The sequence below is a fragment of the Streptomyces sp. 5-10 genome (assembly GCF_014712245.1).
In the GTDB taxonomy this organism is placed as follows: Bacteria; Actinomycetota; Actinomycetes; order Streptomycetales; family Streptomycetaceae; genus Streptomyces; species Streptomyces violaceusniger.
Genome location: NZ_JACVYG010000015.1, coordinates 12,825 through 35,294, shown reverse-complemented (window position 1 = coordinate 35,294; position 22,470 = coordinate 12,825). Strand labels below are relative to the sequence as shown.

Annotated in this window: 21 protein-coding genes; 11 read left to right on the top strand and 10 right to left on the bottom strand. The window is 73.4% G+C overall.

Features of this window, described 5'->3' with window-relative positions:
• Positions 1 to 90 precede the first annotated feature (90 nt).
• From IEJ02_RS18880 to IEJ02_RS18870, 3 genes are all read right to left on the bottom strand, one after another.
• Positions 91 to 474: a PIN domain-containing protein gene (locus IEJ02_RS18880; protein WP_191065950.1), complete on the bottom strand. Its 384-nt coding sequence runs from the start codon at positions 472 to 474 to the stop codon at positions 91 to 93.
• Positions 471 to 728, bottom strand: coding sequence for a hypothetical protein (locus IEJ02_RS18875; protein WP_182473691.1), 258 nt, complete (start codon positions 726 to 728; stop codon positions 471 to 473). The genes IEJ02_RS18880 and IEJ02_RS18875 overlap by 4 nt, the downstream gene beginning before the upstream one ends.
• 94 nt (positions 729 to 822) lie before the next feature.
• Positions 823 to 1,956, bottom strand: coding sequence for a glycerate kinase (locus IEJ02_RS18870; protein ID WP_191066045.1), 1,134 nt, complete (start codon positions 1,954 to 1,956; stop codon positions 823 to 825).
• A gap of 207 nt (positions 1,957 to 2,163) precedes the next feature.
• On the opposite strand from IEJ02_RS18870, the gene IEJ02_RS18865 reads away from it, so the two are divergent.
• The gene (locus IEJ02_RS18865) at positions 2,164 to 3,234 is read left to right on the top strand and encodes an ADP-ribosylglycohydrolase family protein (RefSeq protein ID WP_191065949.1); all 1,071 of its coding nucleotides are present in this window, start codon (positions 2,164 to 2,166) and stop codon (positions 3,232 to 3,234) included.
• On the opposite strand, the gene IEJ02_RS51085 is transcribed toward IEJ02_RS18865, so the two are convergent.
• Genes IEJ02_RS51085 through IEJ02_RS18850 form a run of 3 tightly spaced genes read right to left on the bottom strand, consistent with a single transcriptional unit; the run spans position 3,188 to position 4,590 of the window.
• The gene (locus IEJ02_RS51085) at positions 3,188 to 3,538 is read right to left on the bottom strand and encodes a DUF397 domain-containing protein (RefSeq protein ID WP_370467077.1); all 351 of its coding nucleotides are present in this window, start codon (positions 3,536 to 3,538) and stop codon (positions 3,188 to 3,190) included. The two genes, IEJ02_RS18865 and IEJ02_RS51085, sit on opposite strands and share 47 nt — an antisense overlap.
• Complete coding sequence (locus IEJ02_RS18855; protein WP_191065948.1) at positions 3,539 to 3,733, bottom strand: DUF397 domain-containing protein; 195 nt, start codon at positions 3,731 to 3,733, stop codon at positions 3,539 to 3,541.
• On the bottom strand, positions 3,730 to 4,590 hold the full coding sequence (locus tag IEJ02_RS18850; protein ID WP_191066044.1) for a helix-turn-helix domain-containing protein: 861 nt from the start codon (positions 4,588 to 4,590) through the stop codon (positions 3,730 to 3,732). Before IEJ02_RS18850 ends, IEJ02_RS18855 begins: the two co-directional genes overlap by 4 nt.
• A 108-nt stretch (positions 4,591 to 4,698) precedes the next feature.
• Here IEJ02_RS18850 and IEJ02_RS18845 point away from each other — a divergent pair, with 108 nt between their 5' ends.
• Positions 4,699 to 5,442: an SIR2 family NAD-dependent protein deacylase gene (locus tag IEJ02_RS18845; RefSeq protein WP_191065947.1), complete on the top strand. Its 744-nt coding sequence runs from the start codon at positions 4,699 to 4,701 to the stop codon at positions 5,440 to 5,442.
• Between the two features lie 15 nt (positions 5,443 to 5,457).
• On the opposite strand, the gene IEJ02_RS18840 is transcribed toward IEJ02_RS18845, so the two are convergent.
• Together IEJ02_RS18840 and IEJ02_RS18835 are read right to left on the bottom strand one after the other, a co-directional pair.
• Positions 5,458 to 5,961 (bottom strand): methylated-DNA--[protein]-cysteine S-methyltransferase, encoded by a 504-nt coding sequence (locus IEJ02_RS18840; RefSeq protein ID WP_191065946.1) that lies wholly within the window; start codon positions 5,959 to 5,961, stop codon positions 5,458 to 5,460.
• A gap of 109 nt (positions 5,962 to 6,070) precedes the next feature.
• The gene (locus IEJ02_RS18835; protein ID WP_191065945.1) at positions 6,071 to 7,546 is read right to left on the bottom strand and encodes a DNA-3-methyladenine glycosylase 2 family protein; all 1,476 of its coding nucleotides are present in this window, start codon (positions 7,544 to 7,546) and stop codon (positions 6,071 to 6,073) included.
• A 139-nt stretch (positions 7,547 to 7,685) separates the two neighbouring features.
• Here IEJ02_RS18835 and IEJ02_RS18830 point away from each other — a divergent pair, with 139 nt between their 5' ends.
• From IEJ02_RS18830 to hemC, 5 genes are all read left to right on the top strand, one after another.
• Complete coding sequence (locus tag IEJ02_RS18830) at positions 7,686 to 8,093, top strand: CU044_2847 family protein (RefSeq protein ID WP_191065944.1); 408 nt, start codon at positions 7,686 to 7,688, stop codon at positions 8,091 to 8,093.
• Positions 8,094 to 8,096: 3 nt separating this feature from the next.
• Positions 8,097 to 10,298: a VMAP-C domain-containing protein gene (locus tag IEJ02_RS18825; protein ID WP_191065943.1), complete on the top strand. Its 2,202-nt coding sequence runs from the start codon at positions 8,097 to 8,099 to the stop codon at positions 10,296 to 10,298.
• 31 nt (positions 10,299 to 10,329) lie between these two features.
• Positions 10,330 to 11,466, top strand: coding sequence for an AAA family ATPase (locus IEJ02_RS18820; RefSeq protein ID WP_223864062.1), 1,137 nt, complete (start codon positions 10,330 to 10,332; stop codon positions 11,464 to 11,466).
• 4 nt (positions 11,467 to 11,470) lie between these two features.
• Positions 11,471 to 14,539, top strand: a complete 3,069-nt coding sequence (locus IEJ02_RS18815; RefSeq protein WP_191065942.1) for an SAV_2336 N-terminal domain-related protein — start codon at positions 11,471 to 11,473, stop codon at positions 14,537 to 14,539.
• Between the two features lie 64 nt (positions 14,540 to 14,603).
• Positions 14,604 to 15,557, top strand: coding sequence for a hydroxymethylbilane synthase (hemC, locus tag IEJ02_RS18810; RefSeq protein WP_191065941.1), 954 nt, complete (start codon positions 14,604 to 14,606; stop codon positions 15,555 to 15,557).
• 63 nt (positions 15,558 to 15,620) lie between these two features.
• Here the strand turns inward: hemC and IEJ02_RS18805 are convergent, their stop codons facing one another.
• Together IEJ02_RS18805 and IEJ02_RS18800 are read right to left on the bottom strand one after the other, a co-directional pair.
• Entirely contained in the window at positions 15,621 to 17,033 is a 1,413-nt protein-coding gene (locus IEJ02_RS18805) for a phytoene desaturase family protein (RefSeq protein WP_191066042.1), read from the bottom strand.
• Between the two features lie 47 nt (positions 17,034 to 17,080).
• The gene (locus tag IEJ02_RS18800; RefSeq protein WP_191065940.1) at positions 17,081 to 17,908 is read right to left on the bottom strand and encodes an inositol monophosphatase family protein; all 828 of its coding nucleotides are present in this window, start codon (positions 17,906 to 17,908) and stop codon (positions 17,081 to 17,083) included.
• Positions 17,909 to 18,232: 324 nt separating this feature from the next.
• Between IEJ02_RS18800 and IEJ02_RS18795 the strand changes: the two genes are divergently transcribed.
• Genes IEJ02_RS18795 through IEJ02_RS18780 form a run of 4 tightly spaced genes read left to right on the top strand, consistent with a single transcriptional unit; the run spans position 18,233 to position 22,467 of the window.
• The gene (locus IEJ02_RS18795) at positions 18,233 to 19,114 is read left to right on the top strand and encodes a transketolase (protein ID WP_191065939.1); all 882 of its coding nucleotides are present in this window, start codon (positions 18,233 to 18,235) and stop codon (positions 19,112 to 19,114) included.
• Positions 19,111 to 20,082, top strand: coding sequence for a transketolase family protein (locus tag IEJ02_RS18790; protein ID WP_191065938.1), 972 nt, complete (start codon positions 19,111 to 19,113; stop codon positions 20,080 to 20,082). Before IEJ02_RS18795 ends, IEJ02_RS18790 begins: the two co-directional genes overlap by 4 nt.
• Positions 20,069 to 21,682 (top strand): FGGY-family carbohydrate kinase, encoded by a 1,614-nt coding sequence (locus IEJ02_RS18785; protein ID WP_191065937.1) that lies wholly within the window; start codon positions 20,069 to 20,071, stop codon positions 21,680 to 21,682. The genes IEJ02_RS18790 and IEJ02_RS18785 overlap by 14 nt, the downstream gene beginning before the upstream one ends.
• On the top strand, positions 21,679 to 22,467 hold the full coding sequence (locus tag IEJ02_RS18780) for an SDR family oxidoreductase (RefSeq protein ID WP_191065936.1): 789 nt from the start codon (positions 21,679 to 21,681) through the stop codon (positions 22,465 to 22,467). The genes IEJ02_RS18785 and IEJ02_RS18780 overlap by 4 nt, the downstream gene beginning before the upstream one ends.
• Positions 22,468 to 22,470 lie beyond the last annotated feature (3 nt).

Genomic DNA, 22,470 nt, shown 5'->3' with positions numbered 1-22,470 from the left:
GGCCGTAAGGCCGCCCGTCCCTTGGACGGAACGCCGTGGGGCCCGAGCTTCCCGCTCGGGCCCCACGGCGTTTTCTGGTGACGACCGGGGTTACGGCCCCATGTCGAGGATCCGCACCGGCTGCCCCTTCCACCCATCCGCCGCAGCCGTCGCGACCACCGCCCCGGCAGGGCGCTCAGGAGTCGGCTGGGCCACGTACGCGGTGTGGGCAGCCGCCCATCCGGCGGGAGCGCGTGCCACCGCCAAGGCGGCAGGCAGGTCGAGGTCCAGGACGGTGAGGCTGGGCAGGGCGGCGATGTGCTCCGCCGTTCCGGGACGGGCCCGGTCGGCCTCCACAAGGGCACAGGCGGGAGCGTAGAGGAACCAGCCCGGCTCGGCGTGAGCACGGTGGATCAGGCGGGAGAGCAGGATATTGCCGCGCCCGGCGGCCACCATGGCGGTGTCGTCCAGCACGATGTGCAGAGCTTCGGTCACCGAGCGTCCGCCTCGGCCAGACGCCGATCCAGGTCGGCGTCCAAGTCTGCGATCTCGGCTTCGCTGGGGTTGTACCCGTTCCACTCCCGCAACACGGCGCGAGCTCGCTCAGCGCGCTCGGCCCGCTCGGCCGGGGTGAGCAGGGTGTCGGCGAGGCGGGCCAGATACGCCCGCAGGGAAAGCCCCTCCGAAGCCGCTATCTCGGCCAGCCGGTCTCGTGCCTCGGTGGGAATTCGTACGTTGGCATCGGCCATGGTGAGGCTCCCTCCACTCATGACACCAGGGTACGGGTACGTACCCGTACCCGTACCCGTACCCGAATTCGGGAAGATGCGCCGAAAGCCGAAATCAGCCGAGGAAGTCCGCCGCCAGGCGTTCCGCGGTGCGTTCCAGGAGGGGGCCGGCCTCGGCGATGCACCGGGCCGGGTCCGGTTCCAGCTCGGTGAGGGCGTAGGCGCGGCGAATGCCCGCGTTGCCCAGGGCAGCCGGAGCCAGGGCCAGGCGGCCGCAGACCGCGACCACCTCGATGCCCCGCGCGCGGGCCGCCGCCGCGACGCCTGCCGGGGCCTTGCCGTGAAGGGTCTGCTCGTCCAGCGAGCCCTCCCCCGTGATCACCAGGTCCGCGCCCTCCAGCGCGGCGGGGAAGCCGAGGACATCGAGCATCACCTCGATGCCGGGGCGGAAGGTCGCGCCCAGGCCGACGAGGGCGCCGAAGCCGATGCCGCCCGCCGCGCCCGCGCCGGGCGCGAGGGCGTAGTCGGCGGCCGACGCCCCGACCGCGCGCTCCAGGACGCGTACGTAGTGGGCGAGGGCGGCGTCCAGGGCCGCCACATCGTCCTCGCCCGCGCCCTTCTGCGGGCCGTAGACCGCCGCCGCGCCCTTCGGCCCGGTCAGCGGATTGTCGACGTCGCTGGCCAGCACGGTCTCGGTCGCGGCGAGACGCGGGTCGAGGCCGGACAGATCGGCCGTGGCGAGGTCGCGCAGCGGGCCTCCGCCCGGTGCGACGGGGGTGCCGTCCTCCCGCAGGAAGCGCGCCCCCAGCGCGCTGAGCATCCCAGCGCCGCCGTCCGTCGTGGCGCTGCCGCCCACGCCGAACACGATCGTGCGGGCGCCCGCGTCCAGCGCCGCCCGCAGCAGCTCCCCGCTGCCGTACGTGGTCGCGGTGAGCGGCGCGAAGACCCCCTTCGGCAGATGGCGCAGCCCGGAGGCCTCGGCCATCTCCACCACGGCCGTGGTCCCGCGCAGCGCGTACGCCGCCGTCACCGGCGCGCCCAGCGGCCCGGTGACCCGCGCCTCGCGCCGTTCGAACCCGGCCGCGACCGCCGCGTCCACCGTGCCGTCCCCGCCGTCGGCCACCGGCAGCGCCGCGATCCGCAGCCCCTCGCCGCCACGGGGCGCGCCGCGGCGCAGGCCCGCCGTGACGCGCTCGGCGACCTCCACCGCCGTGAGCGAGCCCTTGAACTTGTCCGCGGCGATCAGCACGCGCTTCGGGGGCGTCGCCTGCCCCTGCGCCCATGTCCTGGTCTCTGCCGCGGATTCCGTCTTCGAGGCCGCCGGGTCCTCCGAAGCCTCCGTCGAAGCGTCCGTCACCTTCGTAACCCCTCGCATTCGCACAGGCAGTCGCGCCGCTGTGACCCTATCCGGCGCGGCCGCACCGGTACACCCACCTCAGATGGGTACACCTGACCCATGGCCCTCAGCGGGAGCGCACTCGCGGACCGGATCCTCGGCGGCTGGCTCGGCCGGATCGCCGGGAACATGCTCGGCAAACCCGTCGAGAACGGCGCGCATTGGACCCGCGACCGCATCGACCGGTATCTCCGCCGCGCCGACGCCCTCCCGCTGACCGACTACCTCCCCGCGCTGGAGCCGCCGCCCGACCCGGTGGAGTTCGAGCTGCGCCCCGAGTGGCAGAGTTGCGTCCGCGGCCGGATCCACGGCAGTTGCCGCGACGACGACGTGGACTACTCCGTCCTCGGCCTGCACCTGCTGGAGACCCACGGCCCCGACTTCAGCACCGAGCAGGTCGGCGAGGTCTGGCTGCTGCGGCTGCCGTATCTGCAGACCTTCACCGCCGAGCGGGCCGCCTACCGCAATCTCACGGCCGGGGTGAAACCGCCGCTCAGCGCGACCCTCGACAACCCCTACCAGGAGTGGATCGGCGCCCTGATCCGCGCCGATGTCCACGGCTGGGTCAACCCCGGCGATCCGCGGCGCGCCGCCGCGATGGCCCGCCGCGACGCCGTCCTGTCCCACACCGGCAACGGGGTGTACGGGGCGATGTGGGCGGCCGCGCTGATCGCGGCCGCGTTCACGGAGGACGGTCCGCGCGCCGCCGTCGACAGCGCCCTGGACTGGATCCCGCCGCGCTGCCGCCTGGCCCGTACGGTGCGCCGGGTCGCGTCCCTGCACGACGCGGGCGTGGCCTGGGCGGACGCGCTCGCCCAGCTGGAGCGGGAGACCGCCGGGCTGCCCTGGATCCATGTGGTCCCGAACGCCGCCGTCCTCACGGCCGGGCTGCTCTACGGCGCGGGCGACTTCACCACGACGATCGCCCTGACCGTACGCGGCGGCCTGGACACCGACTCCAACGGCGCCACGGCCGGGTCGGTCGCGGGGGTGCTGTGCGGCGCGGCGGCCATCCCGCCGCAGTGGACCGAGCCGCTGGAGGACCGGGTGCGCAGCGCCGTCTTCGGCTTCGACGGGGCCCGCGTCAGCGACCTCGCGGCGCGTACGCACCGGCTGGCGGTGTCGGGTTAGGTCGGGCTAGAGGGTTCGGTCCGCTCGCCGGCGGTATGGGCCGGATCGGCGATGCGTATGTCTCGGTCGACCCGTTGTGCGCGTGGCGGACTACCTGAAGTCGGCGCTCACGACGCGTCGGTGACGTACCGCACGAAGCGGGCCCATGCGGCCGGTCTACGGTGAGGCCGGGCCGTGTGGTGTCCTTCGAGTCGCGGACGGAGACCGCGTGCGCGGTAATGGCGACCTCCAGGCATTCCCCACCCTCACCACTGCTGTAGCTGCTCTTGAACCAGCTAGGCCCAGAGGGCGCTACGGGCTTCATCTAGCCGCGCCCGACGTGCCGTATGAACCGGGTCCACCCGTCCCGCCCGACAGTGAGTGCCGGACGTGTCAGGTCCTTGGAATCACGTATGCGCACGCTCTGCTCCGTGACGGCCACCTCGACACAGGCCCCGCCCTCATTCGTGCTGTAGCTGCTCTTGAACCACGTGGTCTCAGCGGACGCTTCCGAGTTCATGTCTCCCCCAGCATCTTCTCTATCAAGGTCAGTGACTCACGCGGAGTGAGTGCCTGAGCGCGGATACTGCTGTATCGAGCCGCCAGCATACGGACCTCCTCGACGTCCGTGATCAGCCTGCTGAAATTCTGCACCTCGAGGTATCCCACCTGCTGACGCCCTTTTGGCGTCAGCAGGATGAACGGGCCGCCCATGCCCGCGTGCTCTTCCCGATCCATCGGCATGACCTGGAGCTGGAGACTTCGCAACTGCCCCAGCCTGAGGAGCTGTTCGAGTTGCCCCGTCCTCACCTCGCCTCCCCCGATCGGGCGCCGCAGCACGGACTCCTCGATGATGCACGTGACGATGGGCGCTGGCCAGCGTGTCAACACGTCCTGCCGGGCCAGGCGTGCAGCAACTCGCTGCTCGATCGTCTCCTCATCAAGGAGGGGCATACGCATGGCGTGCAGCGCTCGGGCATGTGGCTCCGTTTGGAGCAGGCCCGGGATCGCATGGTTGCCGTACTCGTGGATTTCCACCGCCTCCGCCTCCAGCCGCGCATAATCCCTAAACCACGTCGGATGCCGCACCCGGGCCTTCACCTTGGCCCGCTCGACGTCCTCCTTGGCGGCTTTCAACACCCCGCCCGCGCCCAGCAGATCGTCCGCCGCCTCCAGCAACTCCGGCTGCGGAATCCGCAGTCCCCGCTCGGCTGACGAGATAGTCGCCTCCGCGTATCCCAGCCGCTCCCCCAGTTCCTTCTGGGTCAGCCCCGCCCGCTCCCGCAACACCTTGATCTGTCGGCCCAGCGCGCGGAACAGATCCACCGCGCCATCGCCCGCGTCCTCGTCCGTCGGGTCCGCCATCGCCACCCCCATTCCTCTCGGCCCGGTCAAGAAGCCGCAGCGTAGGACGGTCCGACCACGCGGAGTCACCGGAATCGGCGATTCTCCACCGAGAGGGTGAACGCCACGTACGCTCGCCGCATGAGCAGCGAGACGACGCATCGGCCGCTGGTGGCGATCCTGAGCGGGGCGGGCATCTCCACCGACTCCGGGATCCCCGACTACCGCGGTCCGCAGGGGCTGTGGCGGCAGGACCCCGAGGCCGAGAAGCTCGTGACGTACGAGTACTACATGACCGACCCCGAGATCCGGCGCCGCTCCTGGCAGATGCGGCGCGACAGCGAGGCGCTGCACGCCCGGCCCAACGCGGCGCACGAGGCCGTCGCCCGGCTGGAGCGCTCGGGGGTGCCGGTGCGGGTGATCACCCAGAACGTGGACGGGCTGCACCAGATCGCCGGGATGCCCGCGCGCAAGGTGCTGGAACTGCACGGCACCGCGCGGGCCGTGCGGTGCACCCACTGCGAGGCGCGGTCCGGGATGGACGAGGCGCTGGAGCGGGTCGCGGCGGGTGAGGCGGATCCGGCGTGCCGGGAGTGCGGCGGGATCCTGAAGTCGGCCACGGTGATGTTCGGGGAGAGCCTCGATCCGGAGGTGCTGACGGAAGCGGTCGCGGTGGCGCAGGCGTGCGAGATCTTCATCGCGGTCGGCACCAGCCTCCAGGTTCAGCCCGCGGCCTCGCTCGCCGGGCTGGCCGCCGAGCATGGTGCCCGGCTGATCATCGTCAATGCCGAGCCGACGCCGTATGACGAGCTCGCGGACGAGGTCGTTCGCGAGCCCATCAGTGTGGCGCTGCCCACGTTGTTGGATCGCATCGCTGCGGGCTGATCACTGACTTCGGCGTCAGAAGAGGCCGGGCAGTTCCTGCCGGGCCTCGAACTCCAGCAGCCGCCGCTTGCGGTCCAGGCCGCCGCCGTAGCCCGTGAGGCTGCCGGTCGAGCCGACGACGCGGTGGCAGGGGACGATGATGCCGACCGGGTTCTTGCCGTTGGCCAGGCCCACCGCGCGGGAGGCGGTCGGCTGCCCGATGCGGTCGGCCAGCCGGCCGTACGACCAGGTCTCGCCGTATGGAATGGCCCGCAGCTCGGCCCAGACGCGGCGCTGGAAGGGCGTGCCGTCCAGGTGCAGCGGCAGGTCGAACTCGGTGAGCTCGCCCGCGAAGTAGGCCGTGAGCTGGCGGATGGTCTCGGCGAAGGGGGCGTCGGCTGGGTCGCCGGGGCCGCCGAAGGTCTCCTCGGGTGGGCGGTGGCGCTGCTCGACCATGTAGAGGCCGGAGAGGTCGGTGCCGGTGGCTACGAGGGTGAGGGGGCCGTAAGGGCTGTCGATGGTGGTGTGGGTGCGGCTCATGGTGTTCCTCGGCGGGGTCCGGGTGCTGGGTGCTGGATGCGGTAACGGTCGGGCGGCTTCCCCGTATCACGGGCCGCCGTTTCGTTGCCGGGTGCGGGCCGGTGGCCGGTCAGGCGGCGGGCAGGCGGTTGATGGCGTGGGCGCCATCCGTGGCCCATAGGTATTGGACGGCGTAGGCGCGCCAAGGGCGCCAGCGGGTCGAGTGGCGGGTGAGGGCGCCGGGCGTGGCGGGCAGGCCCAGTTCGGCGGCGGCGCGGCGCACTCCGAGGTCGGTCGGGAGGAAGGCGTCCGGGTCGCCGAGGGCGCGCATCGCGATCACCTCGACGGTCCAGGGGCCGAGCCCCGGCAACGTGCCGAGGCTCGCGCGGGCCTCGTCCCAGTCGCTGCCGACGCCGAGCGCGACCCGGCCCTCGGCGAGCGCGCCGATCAGCCCGGTGAGGGTGGCGCGGCGGGTGCGGGGCATGGCCAGCTTCTCGGGGTCCAGCCCGGCGAGGGCCTGGATGGACGGGAAGAGGTGGGTCAGGCCGCCCGCCGGGTCCTCCACGGGCTCGCCGTGCGCCGCCACCAGGCGCCCGGCGTGGGTGCGGGCGGCCGCCGTGGACACCTGCTGTCCGAGCACGGCGCGCACCGCGAACTCGTCCGCGTCCACCGCACGCGGCACCCGCCGCCCGGGGGCCTTGTCGACCAGCGGGGCCAGCTGCGGATCCGTACGCAGCAGGTCGTCCACGGCGGCCGGGTCCGCGTCGAGGTCCAGCAGCCGCCGGCAGCGGCTGATCGCCCCGGCCAGGTCGCGCAGGTCGGCGAGGGAGAGCTGGCAGGCGATGTGGTCCGGCCGGGGGCTCAGGGTGACCACCCCGGGCCCGTACGGCAGCCGCAGGGTGCGCCGGTACGCGCCGTCGCGCCACTCCTCGACGCCGGGGACGGCGGTGGCGGCCAGGTGGCCGAAGAGGTTGTCCGGGCACAGCGGCGCCCGGAACGGCAGCCGCAGCGTAAGCGCCCCCGGCACGCTGGCGCACGGCCCCCGCCGCGCCCGCTGCCGCAGCTCGGTCGGGGAGAGCGCGAAGATCTCCCGTACGGTCTCGTTGAACGCGCGGACGCTGGCGAACCCGGCCGCGAAGGCGATGTCCGCCATCGGCAGCGCGCTGGTCTCGATCAGCAGCCGCGCGGTCTGCGCCCGCTGGGCCCTGGCGAGCGCGAGCGGGCCCGCGCCGAGCTCGGCGAGCAGCTGCCGCTCGATCTGCCGGGTGCTGTATCCCAGCCGGGCCGCCAGGCCCGGCACCCCGTCCCGGTCCACCACGCCGTCGGCGATCAGCCGCATGGCGCGGGCCACCAGATCCGCCCGCTCGTTCCACTGCGGCGAGCCGGGGCTGGCGTCCGGACGGCACCGCTTGCAGGCCCGGAAACCGGCCTGCTGGGCAGCCGCTGCGCTGGGGTAGAACCGCATGTTCTCGGGCTTGGGCCCGACGACCGGGCAACTCGGCCGGCAGTAGATCCCGGTGGTCACGACGGCGATGAAGAACCACCCGTCGAAGCGGGCGTCCTTGGCCTGGGCGGCGCGGAGGCACCGGTCGGTGTCGGTGTGCATGGGTCCAGCATCCGTCAGCGGGGTGGGGGCAGGCTCGCGGGAATCCGACATCGATGTGCCGCGCCGTGCGCGTGGCCCCCACGTGGGATGTTGCCGCAAAAGGGGAGACCAGCGGCTTGTGGGTGGGCATGATGGGGGTGTGACGGACTACGCGGAGTTTCCCCTGCCCGATGGCACCCCCGTGCGCCTGGAGCTGACCCCGGTGGCCACCGCTTCCACCCCGGCGCCTCCCAACGGCTCGGGCGAGGGCGGGAAAGGGCCCGCGATGCCCGGGGGTATCGGGGGTGTGACGCCGGTGGGGCGGGCGCCCAGGGGCGCGGCGGCGCTGGCCGTCGAAGGGCTGCAGGCCGTATTGCGGCCGCTGGGGCCGCTGTTGCAGGAGGTGCACAACGCCGTCTCCGCCGCGCCAAATCCGCCCGATGAGATCCAGGTGCAGTTCGGGGTGCAGGTCGGGCAGGACCTGAAGCTGGGCATCGTCGGGGCGAACGGCCAGGCGAGCATGACCATTTCGGCCACCTGGCAGCTATCGGGTTCGCGTACGGCCTGATCGATGGATTGGTTTCTCCCCGTCCGGTCCACCGGGCAGCGTCCAGCCACGGTGTCGGTGCTGAGCCAGTCCGACCGCGAGGCGGTCGGCTCCGGTGTGCTGCTGCCCCGCGCCCGCTTCCTGACCTGCGCGCACGTCATCAACTGCGCGCTCGGGAAGGAGAACACGATCTGCGCCGAGCGCCCGGCGCAGGAGACCCTGAAGGTGCTGGTGCACGGCCCGGACGGCGAGCCGCACGCGTGCACGGCCCGGCTGGCGGTGTGGATACCGCCCGGCGCGGCGAACGGTGTGGAGTGGGACGGCGACCTGGCCGTGCTCGAGTTCGTCGAGCCCCTCCCCCGCGATGTGCGGCCGCCGCGCTGGCAGGCCATGGCGGAGGGGCAGTTCGTCCGCGCGTGGCACGGCAGCGGGCTGCACGCCACCGTCGCCACCGCTCGGGTGACCTCGTGCGACGGCCGGATCGGCTATGTGGACGGCGAGGGGCTGACCGGGGTCGCCATCGACCACGGCTACAGCGGAGGGCCGCTGTGGTCGGGGGACGCGGGCGCGGTGGTCGGCCTGGTGGCGGCCGCCCTCACGCCGCCGCGCCACCCGCGATACGGCACCCCGCTCGCGTACTCCCCGGAGCATGTCGCCCGCCGCAGCTGGGGCATCCCCTGGCAGCGGATCCGGGCCGAGCTGGCCCGCGCGGGGGCCGAGCACGTCCTCGACGAGCCGGCGCCGGCGGACGGCGGGGCCGTCGACCCGGCCCACCGGGCGCTGGCCGCCGTGCTCGGCCGGGCGCTGGCGGACCCGGTCCGGCGGGCCGACTGCGCGCGAGCCGTCGCCGCGCGGTGCGGGCACCATCACCGGGCGGACGGATCCGCGCCGTCGGTCGACGAGTTCGCGCGGTTGCTCACGGCCGACGGACGCGCGCTGCCCGCCCTCACCGAGGTGCTGCATCCCGCCGCCCCGGGCGCGGTCGCCGAACTCCTCGCGGCGGGGCGGATGTCGGGCGTGCCACGGCTGCTCTCCCCCGCCGAGCTGGACGAGTTGCTGGCACTGCTCGGGCAGGTGCCCGCGGCGACGGCGGCCCGCTTCCCCTCGGTCATACGGGCCGCGCTGCCGGTCGCCGAGCTGCCCGGGGCGCTGCTGGCCGGAGCCGACTGGGGCAGTCCGGACGCCACCGTCCGCATGGCTCGGATCACGGCGCTCGTCGAGTATCTGGAGGGGCTGCGCGGGGACAGCCACCCGGTCCCGGAGGGCACCTCGGTCGTCCCCGGGCTGCTGCGCGTGGCCGCCTATGTGGCGGCGCTGAGCCCGTCCGGGCCGCGCGACGGGCTGCGCCGCTGGAGCACGGCGGTCGCCGCCCGCCTCGGGGTCCACGAGGCGGCCCTGGCGGAGCGCCGGGCGGACGCCCATGAGTGGGCGGAGCGGCAGCGGGCACCCATGGCGGCGCCCCGGGTGCTCGTACGGCTCACCGCCCACCCCGACCACGACGGCACCCACCACTACCGCCTGCGGCTGTGGTGTGACGAGGGGGCCGGGCCGCGGCGCGTCTCGGACGGCGGCGACCGGCCCCGCAGCGCGGCGCAGGCGGCCGAGGACATCCTGACCGTGATCGAGCCGCTGCACCGGGCGCTCCCGGCGGGCATCCGCCCGGTCATCGAACTCATCGTGGACCGTGAGGGGCTGGAGGTCCCGGTCGACCAGTGGGAGTGGCCGGGTCCGGCCGGGCTGCTCCCCGGAGTGCTGGGCGCGGAGTATCCGCTGGTCGTCAACTGCCCGGAGCTGCTGCGGGGTGAGCGCTTCAAGGCGGCGCGGCGCCACCGCTGGGAGCGGCTGGACGACGGGGGCGCCGTGCACATCGACCGCTCCACGGGCGGCAAGAACGGGGTGTACGGGCTGCTCATGGACCACCTGGACGCCCCGCTGGCCACCGTGGACGGCGTCCCGGCCGATGTCCGCGTGGAGATCGTGCAGCTGTGTCTGGCGATGGGGGTGCCGGTCGTGGTCTGGGACCGGGACAAGGCCGGGGAGTCCGGCTCCCCTGCCGTGCGGGCGGTCGCGGGCACCCCGCCGGGCCGCCTCCCCGAGACGGTGCGCGCCTACCGCGCCCGGACGCTCGGCCGCCCGCAGGCCTCCCTGGGGCGTCCGGTGCTGGCCTGGGCCGAGCCCGGTCGTGAACTGCCGCAGCTGGAATTGGCCGACCCGACGGAGCCGTGATGAACACCGACGACAGCGCGATGGAGGTCGCATGACGGCACGCGACGGCGACCGGGACGGCGTCCCGGGCGATGACGGCTCCGCCCCTCCACCGGACGGACCCGCTCCCCCCGCGGAGGAGTTCTCCATCGATTTCTCGCCTCCCGCCTGGTACCAGCAGAACTCCGGGCCGTCGCCGTCCCCCGCGCCGCCGGCGCGGCAGGACCCGCCCCCGGCCGCGCCGGCGGAATGGCGGCTCTTCCGCGGGGACGGCGTGGCGCGCGCGACTCCGCTGCCGCCGGCCCCGCCCTGGCGGCGGTTCGGCGGCACCGCGCGCCCGGGGACCGACGGGGGCGCCCCTCCGCCGTATCTGATCTCACCGGCCCACGCCGACATCGTGAACGCCGCGCTCCATCTGCGCCGCCCCCTGCTGGTGACCGGCCAGCCCGGCACGGGCAAGTCGTCGCTGGCCCAGGCGGTGGCGCATGAGCTGGGCCTCGGCGAGGTGCTCCGCTGGCCGGTCAACAGCCGCTCCACCGTGCAGGACGCGCTCTACCGCTACGACGCGGTCGGCCGGCTGCGTGAGACGACCATGAGCAGGGATCAGGGCCGCCCCGAGCCGGACATCGGCTCCTTCATGCGGCTCGGCCCGCTCGGCACCGCCCTGGTGCCCCGGTCGCGGCCCCGGGTGCTGCTCATCGACGAGCTCGACAAGGGCGATGTGGATCTGCCCAACGATCTGCTGACGATCTTCGAGGAGGGCGAGTTCGAGATCCCCGAGCTGTCGCGGCTCTCCGACGAACTGCCCGACGTGCGCGTTCCGACGCTGCGGATCGAGGAGAAGACGATCGTGGTGCGCGGCCGGGTGCGCTGTGAGGAGTTCCCCGTCGTCGTCATCACCAGCAACGGCGAGCGCGACTTCCCGCCCGCGTTTCTGCGCCGCTGCGTGCGGCTGGAGCTGCCGCCGCCGGACGAGCACCGGCTGCGTGCGATCGTCACCGCGCACCTCGGCGAGGACGCGCTGCACGAGGTGGACGATCTGCTCCAGGCGTTCCTGCGCCGGCGCGCCCCGGGCGAACTGGCCACCGACCAGTTGCTGAACGCGGTCTTCCTCCGCGCGGGAGGCGTGGACCTGGACGCGGACGGGCTGCTGGACGCCGTGCTGCACCGGCTGACCGGGGCGGTGTAGTCCGATGGCCAGGGACGCCGGCCGGCTCGGCGAGGACCTGGGCGCGCTGCTCGCGGTCCTCGCGGACAGCGGCGTCCCGCTGGCGCAGGAGGAGCTGCTGGACGCGCTGTGGCTGGCGGGTCGGCTGCCCGCCGGGGCCGAGGACGCGCCGCTACTGCGCTGCCTGACCCGGCCGCCGGTTGCCGCGCCTCCCGACGCCCCGCCGGAGGAGGAGGCGGTCGCGGACGGGGACTACCTCCTCGCCCCGCCGGCGTCCCGCGGCGCCCTGGGCCCGCCGTCGGGGTCGGACGCGGGGCCCGCGGGCCCGCTGCACGCCGCGCCGAACCGCTCCCGCCCGGCGGACCGGCGCGCCCCGGATACGGCCGGCGCGCTGCCGCTGCGCGTCCCGGAGGGCAAGGCGCTCCGCGCCGAGCTGCGGATCGGCCGGGCGCTGCGCCCGCTCAAGCAACACCGGCCCAGCGTCTCCAAGCGGGAGCTGGATGTGGACGCGACGGTGGCGGCGCTCGCCGAGACCGGTCTGCCGGACGTCGCCCTGCGCCCCGCCCGCGAGCGCTGGCTGGATCTGGCGCTGGTCATCGACGACGGCATGTCGATGCTGCTCTGGCAACGGCTGGCCACGGAGATCCGCGCGATGATGGAGCGGCTCGGCGCCTTCCGGGTGGTACGGACGTACGGGCTGCACTCCCGCGGCCCCGCCGGCCCGCCCGAGCTGAGCGCCCGCCCCTTCGATCCGTCGTCGGCCGCGAGGCCGTCGCAGACGCTCGCCGATCCGTCCGGTCAGACGCTGGTCCTGGTGTTGAGCGACGGCATGGGTCCGGCCTGGCGGGACGGCCGCAAGCACGCGGCGGTGGAGCGGTGGGCGCGGTGCGGGCCCACGGCCATCCTGCACGCGCTGCCGCGCCGGATGTGGGACGGCTCCGGCATCCGGGCGCAGCGGTGGCAGGTGACGACCCGGCAGAGCGGCGCGCCGAACACCGAGTGGAGGGTCAGCGACCCCGTGCTCCCGCCGGACCTGGCCCCGTTCGACGGCATTCCGGTGCCGGTCATCGAACCGGATCCCACGTCGATGACCGCCTGGGCCCGGCTCGTGGCCTCCCCGGGCGGAAGCGCGCTGATGTCCCTTCTGTGCCGTCCGGAACCGGCCCCTGAGGGCGGAGCGGCGCCCGCCGACGGGCTCGGCGCCGTCCAGCGCTTCCGTGACGCGGCCTCCCCGGAGGCCTACCGCCTCGCCGCGCACCTCGCCGCCGTCGCCCCCGTGTCCGTGCCGGTCATGCGGCTGGTGCAGGCCTCCGTCCCCTGGCAGGCGGAGACCGCTCACCTCGCCGAGGTCTTTCTGGGCGGGCTGATGCGGCCGGTCGCGGCGGGGCCGCCGGCGGATGAGCCGCTGCCGCAGCACCGTGTCTTCGACTTCACCGAGACGGCGCGGGACGCCCTGCTGGACGCCGTGCCGACGGCCGAACTCATCGGCACCGGGCGGCACATCGGGCAGAGGCTGGAACAACTGGCGGGCCGCGCACCGGACTTCCCCGCGTGGCTGGCCCATCCGGACGGCCCCGACAGCCTTCCCCCCGGGGCGCGGGCCTTCGCCGAGGTGGGATCCCGCCTGGCGGCGCGGTTCGGCGCCCCCGCGCTTCCGCCACCCCCGCCCCCGCCGTCGGTGGTGGAACTCCCGGTGGGGCCGAGGCCCCCGGACGACGTCGAAAACTGGGCGGCAGACCTGGGGTTCGTCGCGGCGGCGCCGCCGGAAGCCCCGGATTTCCGGGAGACCCCGGAAAACTGGGAGACCTTGGAGACCGGGGACGCTTTCGCGGCCCTCTTTCCCCAGCCGGCCGGGGACGGCCCGGGGCAGCGGCAGGACACGGAAGCATGGCAGCCGCCGCGCTGGGCCATCTGCCCGTCCTGCGGCAGCCCGCTGGAGCAGGACGACCGCTTCTGTGGCTCTTGCGGCACGGATCTCCGCGTTCCCCTGCCAGCCTCGCGGACCGACCACTGCCCCGACTGCGGGGCGGTCGCGCCGCCGTACAACCGCTACTGCGGGCACTGCGGCCACCAGCTCCCACCGCATGAGCCCGCGGCCTTCCCGCCCCCGCCGCCCGCTTGGCCCACCGGCGCCCCGCCCGCGCAGACGCCGTCGGTGACGGGCTCCTCGCTCGGGTACTCCGCGTCGGTCGAGCTGTCGTCCGACCGGCTGATGCGCGGCAGGCCGCAGAAGCGCAGAAGAGCGCAGCTCGCCTCCCTGTTCAGCTTCGGCGGCCGGAGAGACGAGGCGGAGCGGCAGCGCAAGCAGGAGCTGATCCGTACGCCGGTGCTCTCCTGCTACCGCATCGCGGTGATCAGCCTCAAGGGCGGTGTGGGCAAGACCACGACGACCGCCGCCCTCGGCTCCACCCTCGCCGCACTGCGCCCGGACAAGATCCTCGCGCTCGACGCCAACCCCGACGCGGGCACCCTCGGCCGCCGGGTGCAGCGCGAGACCGGCGCGACCATCCGCGACCTGGTCAACGCGATCCCGTATCTCCACAGCTACATGGACATCCGGCGGTTCACCTCACAGGCGCCGTCGGGGCTGGAGATCCTCGCCAACGACGTGGATCCGGCGGTCTCCACGACCTTCGGCGACCAGGACTACCGCCGGGTCATGGACGTGCTCGGCCGGCAGTATCCGATCATCCTCACCGACACCGGCACCGCTCTGCTCTACAGCGCCATGCGCGGTGTCCTGGACCTCGCCGACCAGTTGGTCGTCGTCTCGACCCCCTCGGTGGACGGTGCGAGCAGCGCGAGCACCACGCTGGACTGGCTGGCCGCGCACGGCTACGCCGATCTGGTCTCCCGCAGCGTCACGGTCATCTCGGAGGTGCGGGAGACCGGCAAGATGATCAAGGTCGAGGACATCGTGTCGCACTTCGAGACCCGCTGCCGCGGTGTGGTCGTCGTGCCGTTCGACGAGCATCTCGCGGTGGGCGCCGAAGTGGACCTGGAGATGATGCGGCCGAAGAGCCAGGAGGCGTACTTCGATCTCGCGGCCATGGTCGCCGAGGGTTTCCCCTCCGGGCCCCGGGCGGACGGCTGAGATCTACGGCATAGCTGCCGGGGGCGTGGCTCGGGGCGGGTCCGGGACGCCCTATCCTCTACCCATGTCTTCCGCCTCCGACTCCGGTTCCGCTGAACTGATCCGCATCGTCTCCCGCTCCTCCCCGATGGCCCTCGCCCAGGTCGAACGGGTCCGTACCGAGCTGGCCGCGCTGCGGCCGGGGATCCGTACGGAGGTCGTGCCGGTCACCACCTCCGGCGACCGGTGGATGGGCGATCTGTCGAAGCTGGGCGGGAAGGGGGCGTTCACCAAGGAGGTGGACGCCACGCTGCTGGCCGGTGAGGCGGATCTCGCGGTGCACTGCATCAAGGACGTGCCCGCCGACCGTCCGCTGCCCGCGGGCACGGTCTTCGCCGCGTACCTCAAGCGGGACGACATCCGCGACGCCGTGATCCACCCCGGCGGGCTGACCCTCGACGAGATGCCCGCGGGGACCCGGATCGGCACCTCCTCGGTCCGCCGCGTCGCCCAACTGGCCATCACCCACCCGCACGTGGAATGCGTGCCGATGCGCGGCAACGCCAACCGCCGGCTGGAGAAGCTGGACGCGGGCGAGTGCGACGCGCTGATGCTGGCCGTCTCGGGTCTGGAGCGGATCGGCCGCACGGACCGGATCAGCGAGATCCTGCCGGTGGACACCATGTGCCCGCCGATCGGCGCCGGGGTGCTGGGGCTGCAGTGCCGGGAGGACGACACCGAGACGATCGAGGCCGTGGCCGGGCTCGGCGACGCCGCCGTCTGGAAGGAAATCACCGCGGAGCGCATGCTGCTGCATGTGCTCCAGGGCCACTGCAACTCCCCCATCGCGGGCTACGCCAGGGCCGAACGCGACGGCCGCCTCTCCCTGCGCGCCCGGGTCTTCAGCCCCGACGGCAAGACGGTCCTGGACGCCCACGAATGGGCGGGCCCGCTGGACCCGGCCACCCTGGGCACATCGGTCGCGGTGGCACTGCTCCGTCAGGGCGCCCGCGAGGTCATCGACACGATCCCGCACTGAGGCGGCGCGTCCCGCACCGAGTCGGCGTCCCGCACCGAGTCGGCCGCGGGCCCCTGTTGGGCCCTACCGCGCCCGCAGCCGCCGCCACACCGCCCGTGCCGCGTGGTGGCCGGACATGCCGTGGACGCCGGGGCCCGGTGGGGTGGCGGAGGAGCAGAGGTAGACCGCGGGGTGGGCGGTGGCGTAGGGGACGCGGGCGAGCTTGGGGCGTATGACGGCCTGGAGGCCCTCGAAGGCGCCGCAGGCGATGTCGCCGTCGATGTAGTTGGCGTTGCGGGCGGCGAGTTCGGGTGGGCCGGCCACCGCGCGGGCCAGGACCAGATCGCGGAAGCCGGGGGCGAAGCGCTCGATTTGACGCTCGATCACCTCCGTGGCGTCGCCCTTCCAGCCGCTGGGCACATGGCCGTAGGCCCAGAAGGTGTGCTTGCCCTCCGGGGCGCGGGAGGGGTCGAGGAGGCTGGGCTGGGCGGTGATCAGGAACGGGACGGAGGGGTCGCGGCCCTCGACGGCGGCCCGTAGCGCCGCGCCGATCTCGCCGGAGGTGGGGCCGACATGGACGGTGCCCGCGCGGCGGGCGTCGGGCGCGGTCCAGGGGACCGGGCCGGACAGGGCGTAGTCGATCTTGAAGGCGCTGGCCCCGTAGCGGTAGCGGCGGTAGGCGTTGCCGAGACCGGCGATACGGGCCAGGGCGCGCGGCGAGGTGTCGAAGATGTAGGCGCGGGCGGGCGGCAGCTCGTCGAGCCGCTTGACCTCGGTGGAGACGTGGATCGTCCCGCCGTGGGCGCGCACGTACGCGCCGAGCGCGTCCACGATCGACTGGGAGCCGCCGCGCGGGATCGGCCAGCCGACCTCGTGGGCCGCGACGGCGAACATCAGGGCGGGTCCGCCGGTGGCCGGTGCGCTGGTGGGCGCGATGGCGTGCCCGGCCAGCCCGGCGAACAGGGCGCGCGCCTTCTCGTCGCGGAAGCGGAGCGGACCGGCGAGCAGCGAGACCGGCAGGAGCGCGTGCAGCCCGAAGCGGGCCCAGGTGATCGGGTCGCGGGGCACCCCGTCCCAGTGGGCGCGCAGCAGATCGGGGGCGAGGGTTGCCCAGCGGCCGAGGTAGGGGGCCAGCAGCCGGCGGTAGGTGCCGGCGTCGCGGGGCCCGAGCGACATGGCGGTCTCGCCGACCGAGCGGGCCAGCACCGCGGCCGTGCCGTCGGGGAAGGGGTGGGCCAGCGGCAGCTCGGGGTGGAGCCACTCCAGGCCGTACCGGGCCAGCGGCATCCGGTCGAAGGCCGGGGAGCCGATGGCGAGGGGGTGCACCGCGGAGCAGGGGTCGTGGCGGAAGCCGGGCAGGGTCAGCTCTTCGGTGCGTGAGCCCCCGCCGATGGTGTCCGCGGCCTCGAAGATCTCCACCGCGCAGCCGCGGCGGGCGAGTTCGACGGCCGCGGTCAGCCCGTTCGGCCCGGCACCCACTACGACCGCGTCGAGCATGGACGGCACGTCGGCTCCCCCTCGTCCTCGAGGTATCAGTGGAACGGTCAGCCGGCGGCGGCCAGCAGGCCCAGGATATGCCGAACGGCCGCCTCGTCCCTGGCCGCCGTGAAAGGAAGGGCGTTGCCCCCGCTGATCCGGAACGGCTTCCCCTCGATCGTGCTGTGTGCCCCGCCCGCCTCCTCGACCAGCAGCAGACCGGCGGCGTGGTCCCAGGCGTTCTCCCAGGTGAAGGCGACGGCGTCGAGCAGCCCCCGGGCCACGTTCAGATACTCCAGACCGGCCGAGCCGCAGGGTCGCACCTCGGCGCCCGGCGCCCGCAGGCCCGACAGGGTGCGCTTCTCCGCGTCGGTGGTGAAGTCGAAGTGGGAGATGGCGACGTGAAGGGCCGTGCCGGGCTCCGGGGAGCCGCTGTGGATCGGCTCGCCGTTCAGCAGCGCGCCCCCGCCACGGCGGGCGACGGCCATCAGGTCGAGCACCGGGGCGTACGTCCAGGAGGCGAGGAGTTCTTCCCGGTGGGCGAGGGTGACCAGCGTCGAGAAGCCGGGGTCGCCGTGGACGAACTGCCGGGTGCCGTCGACCGGGTCGACGATCCACACGGGCGCGTCGCCGCCGAGGGCGGTGAGCACGGCCGGATCGGCGTGCACCGCCTCCTCGCCCACCACCACGGAGCCGGGCAGCAGCTTGGTGAGGGCGTCGGTCAGACGCTCCTCGGCCTGCCGGTCGGCGGTGGTGACCAGGTCGTGCGGGCCCTGCTTCTCGACGATCTCATGGGCGGCGAGCTGCCGGAAGCGCGGCATGACCTCGTCGGCGACCGCCGCGCGGACCGCCTTCTCCACCGCGCCGAGATCACCGGCGAGAAATTCATCGATCATGCGTTCATCGAACCACGGCTCGGCGACCACCGGTGGCATGGCGGCTACCGGACGGCGTCATCGAGGTGAAGGCATCGGAGCGCGGCGGAACGCGCGAGTCCCTTCTCGCCCGCCCCGGGTCATCTTCTTTCTCGCCTGACCCCGGTTCACCCCATTGACACATGGCTGAAACCCGCCTTACGTTGCGGGCACAGTAATTCACTAGTGAATAGATATTCACTCCTTCCCTCCGAATCGCACTCCCCACCGCCCCCTTGAGCGGTCCCGACGGTGCGCCACCAGACCCGCCGGACACCACCGAAGTCAGCGACCAAGGACGTTCAGATGCTCAAGCCAGACCCCGACGGCGCCGAACGGTTCCGGGTGCGACGCCGCCGCATCGCCGACGAAGGCAGCCCCACCGACACCCACGACCTACAACTTCTGGCCACAGAAGTCCGGCGCAGCGTGGTGCGCATGATCGACAAGGCCCAACTCGGCCACATTGGCGGCGATCTGTCGGTGACCGACATCCTCGCCACCCTCTTCGGACGGGTCCTCGACGTGGACCCCGGCGAGCCCCGGAGACCGGACCGCGACCGGTTCATCCTCAGCAAGGGCCACTGCTCGGCGTCCCTGTACGCCACGCTCGCCCACTGCGGCTACTTCCCGCTGTCCGAGTTGTCCACCTTCATGGCCCCGCTGTCCCCGCTCAACGGCCATCCGAACCGGACCAAAGTCCCGGGTGTGGAGACGAACACCGGGCCGCTGGGGCACGGATTCCCCGTCGCGGTCGGCTGTGCCCTGGCCGCCAGGCTCTCGGGCCGGTCGTACCGCACCTATGTCGTCCTCGGCGACGGCGAGTTGCAGGAGGGCAGCAACTGGGAGGCGGCGATGACCGCCGCCCACTACGACCTCGGCTCCCTCACCGCGATCGTCGACCGCAACCGCCTCCAGCAGGGCGCCCGTACCGAGGACACCAAGCGGCTGGAGCCGCTGGCGGACAAGTGGACCAGTTTCGGGTGGGAGCTGCGCGAGGCCGACGGACACGACCACGCCAAGCTGCTGTCCGCGCTGCGGCCCTCCACCACGGGCCGGCCGGTCGCCGTGGTGGCCCACACCGTCAAGGGCAAGGGCGTGTCGTTCATCGAGGACCGCGTGGAGTGGCACCACAAGGTGCCCGACGACCGCCAGGTCCACGCCGCACTGGAAGAGCTGAGCCGATGACCGCCGATCTGATAACCGACAACGCCACCCGGACCCATGACTGCCGGCAGGCCTTCGCCGAGGAGCTCATCGCCCTGGCCGCCGAGGACCCGCGGATCGTCGCCGTCTGCAATGACTCGGTGGGATCGAGCAACCTCGTACGCTTCCGGGAGCTGTACCCCGACCGGCTGATCAATGTGGGCATAGCCGAACAGGATCTCGTCGGCGTGGGCGCGGGGCTGGCGAACGGCGGGCTGATTCCCTTCGTGAGCGCGGCCGGCCCGTTCCTCACCGGCCGGGCCACCGAGCAGATCAAGACAGATGCCGCGTACAACGGTCTGCCCATCGTGCTGTGCGGCCAGAGCCCCGGCCTGGCGTACGGCGAGCTGGGGCCGACCCACCACTCGATCGAGGATCTGTCGTGGATGCGGGCCATCGCCGATCTGGCCGTCGCGGTCCCGGCCGACCCTGCCCAGACCCGCGCCGCCGTACGCTGGGCGGCCGGCCATGAGGGCCCGGTCTATCTGCGCATCCCGCGCTTCAAGATCCCCTCCGTCACTCCGGAGGGCGCCCCCTTCGAACCCGGGCGGGCCATCCAGCTCACCGAAGGCGATGACATCACGGTGCTGGCCATCGGCACCCTGGTCTCCCGTGCGCTGGCCGCGGCCCGGACGCTGCGCGCCGAGGGCATCGGCGTACGCGTGCTGAACATGACCTTCGTCGAACCGATGGACGAGGAAGCGGTGCTGCGCGCGGCCCGCGAGACCATGGGCCTCGTCACGGCCGAAGAGGCCACCACCACGGGCGGGCTGGGCGCGGCGGTGGCCGGCCTGGTGACCCAGAACCATCCGGTCCCCATGCGCATCCTGGGGGTGCCCCGGCAGTTCGCCCCCACCGGTAGCACCTCCTTCCTGCTGGAACACTTCGGCCTGACCGCGGACGGCATCGCCGGCGCCGCCCGGGAGCTGCTGTCCCATGAGCACCGCTGAACCGCTCGTCCTCGCCGTGGACCAGGGCACCAGCGCGACCAAGGCGATCCTGGTCGACCGGCACGGGGACATCGTCGCCCGTGCGTCCGTCCCCGTCACCCTCGCCACCCCGGCCCCCGGGTGGGTCGAACAGTCGGCGGAGGAGATCTGGGACAGCTGCCGACGAGTCGTCGCCGCGTGCCTCGACGGGCAGGACGTCTCACGCGTCGCCACCATCGGCCTGAGCACACAGCGCGAGTCGCTGCTGCTGTGGGACCGGGCGACCGGGGCGCCGCTGAGCCCACTGCTCGGCTGGCTGGACAGGCGCACGGCGGGCGATCACGCGCTCCTGCGCGCCGAGCCCGATGCGGAGCTGATCCGCGAGGTCAGCGGTCTGCCGCTGGACCCGATGTTCTCGGCGCCCAAGGCCGCCTGGCTGCTGGACCGGCACGACCCCGATCGGCGCCGCAGCCGCGCGGGCGAACTGTGCCTGGGCACGGTCGACTCGTGGCTCCTGTTCAAGCTCAGCGGGGCCCATCTCATCGAGGTCGGCAACGCCACCCGTACCCAACTGCTCGATGTCCGCCGGTGCGTATGGGACGAGCGGCTCACCCGGATCTTCGACGTGCCGCATGAGGTGCTGCCACAGGTCGTGCCGTCACAGGGCCCGTTCCCCGGGACGCGCGGGCTGGCGCCGCTGCCCGACGGGGTGCCCGTGACCGCCGTGCTCGGTGACTCCCACGCGGCGCTGTTCGCCCATGCGGGCTGGCGGCGGGGGACGGTCAAGGCGACGTACGGAACCGGTTCGTCGGTGATGGCGGTGATACCCACCGCGACCAGGGTGTCCTCCGGGCTGTGCCTGACCGTCGCCTGGCAGACCGGCGGCTGCCCGACCTGGGCGGTGGAAGGCAACATCCGCTCCACCGGGGCCACCGTCAACTGGCTGGCGGGCCTGCTCGGGCGTCCCCCGTCCGAACTGGCGGAGCTGGCCGCCGACAGCAGCGAGGGCGTGACCATGGTCCCGGCGTTCGGGGGTCTGGGCGCCCCATGGTGGGACGAGAACGCGGTCGGCCTGATCAGCGGGATCACCCTCGGCACCGAGGCCGGGCATATCGCACGGGCCGCGCTGGAGTCGATCGCGTTCCAGGTCGAGGACGTGGTGGCGGCGGTCGAGCGGGAGACCGGCCCGGTGGCCCGGCTGCTCGCGGACGGTGGAGCGAGCTCCAACCCGGTGCTGATGCAGCTGCAGGCCGACACCAGCGGACGCGCCGTGGAGCGGGCCCTGGCCCGCGATCTGTCGGCCCTGGGCGCCGCCCACCTCGCGGGGCTGACCCGGGGGGTGTGGGACTGGGCCGACCTGGACCGGCTGAACCGGCCCTGCGAGATCTCCACGCCGGTCGACGACGAGGCCATCCGCGTCCGGAGGCTCGCGTCCTGGCATGCGGCGGTGCGGCGCGCCCGTCTCCAAGCACCCGCCGGGCAGGACGGCCCCGCACCGGCCGCCCCCGTGGTGTCCCCGCCCGTCGGCACCGGGACTGCCGCCGAACCGGCACCCGCGCCGCGGGAGCCCGCCGCTTCTCCTCGGACACCCGAGCCCTCGACCACCGGAGGAACGTCATGACCGGGAGATACACGGAACGGGTCGTCGTCGTCACGGGAGCCGCGCGCGGGATCGGCCTGGGGATCGCCTCCCGGTTCGCCGGGGAGGGCGCCGACGTCCTGATGGTCGACGCGGACGGTTCCGTGGTGGACAGGGCAAGGGACCTGGCCGCCGAAAGCGGCACCGGGACCCTCGGCCTCCGGGCCGATGTGACCTCGCCGGAGGACGTGGCCCGTGCCTTCGCCCTCGCCGAGGACACCTGGGGCCGGCTCGACGTCCTGGTCAACAACGCGGGCGTCATCACCATCAGCCGGCTCGAAGACCTCACCCACGACGCCTGGCAGAAGGTCCTGTCGGTCAACACCACCGGCACCTTTCTGTGCGCCCAGGCCGCGGCCGCGGCGATGCGTCGGCACGGCCGCGGCGGGCGCATCCTCAACGCCGCCTCGGGACAGGCACGGCAGGGGTTCATCTATACGCCGCACTACGCGGCCAGCAAGTTCGGGGTCGTCGGTCTCACCCAGAGCCTGGCCAAGGAGCTCGCCAAGGACCGGATCACGGTGAACGCCTACGCCCCCGGCATCGTCGGCAGCGACATGTGGGACTACAACGACCGCGTCTGGGGCGGGCTCCTCGGCACGTACGAGCCCGGGGAACTGATGGCCGAGTGGATCGCGGGAATCCCGCTCGGGCGCGCCGGAACCCATGACGACATCGCCCATCTGCTGCTCTTCCTCGCCTCACCGGAGGCGGAGTACATCACCGGCCAGACGATCAACGTCGACGGCGGGATGTTCATGAACTAGCGC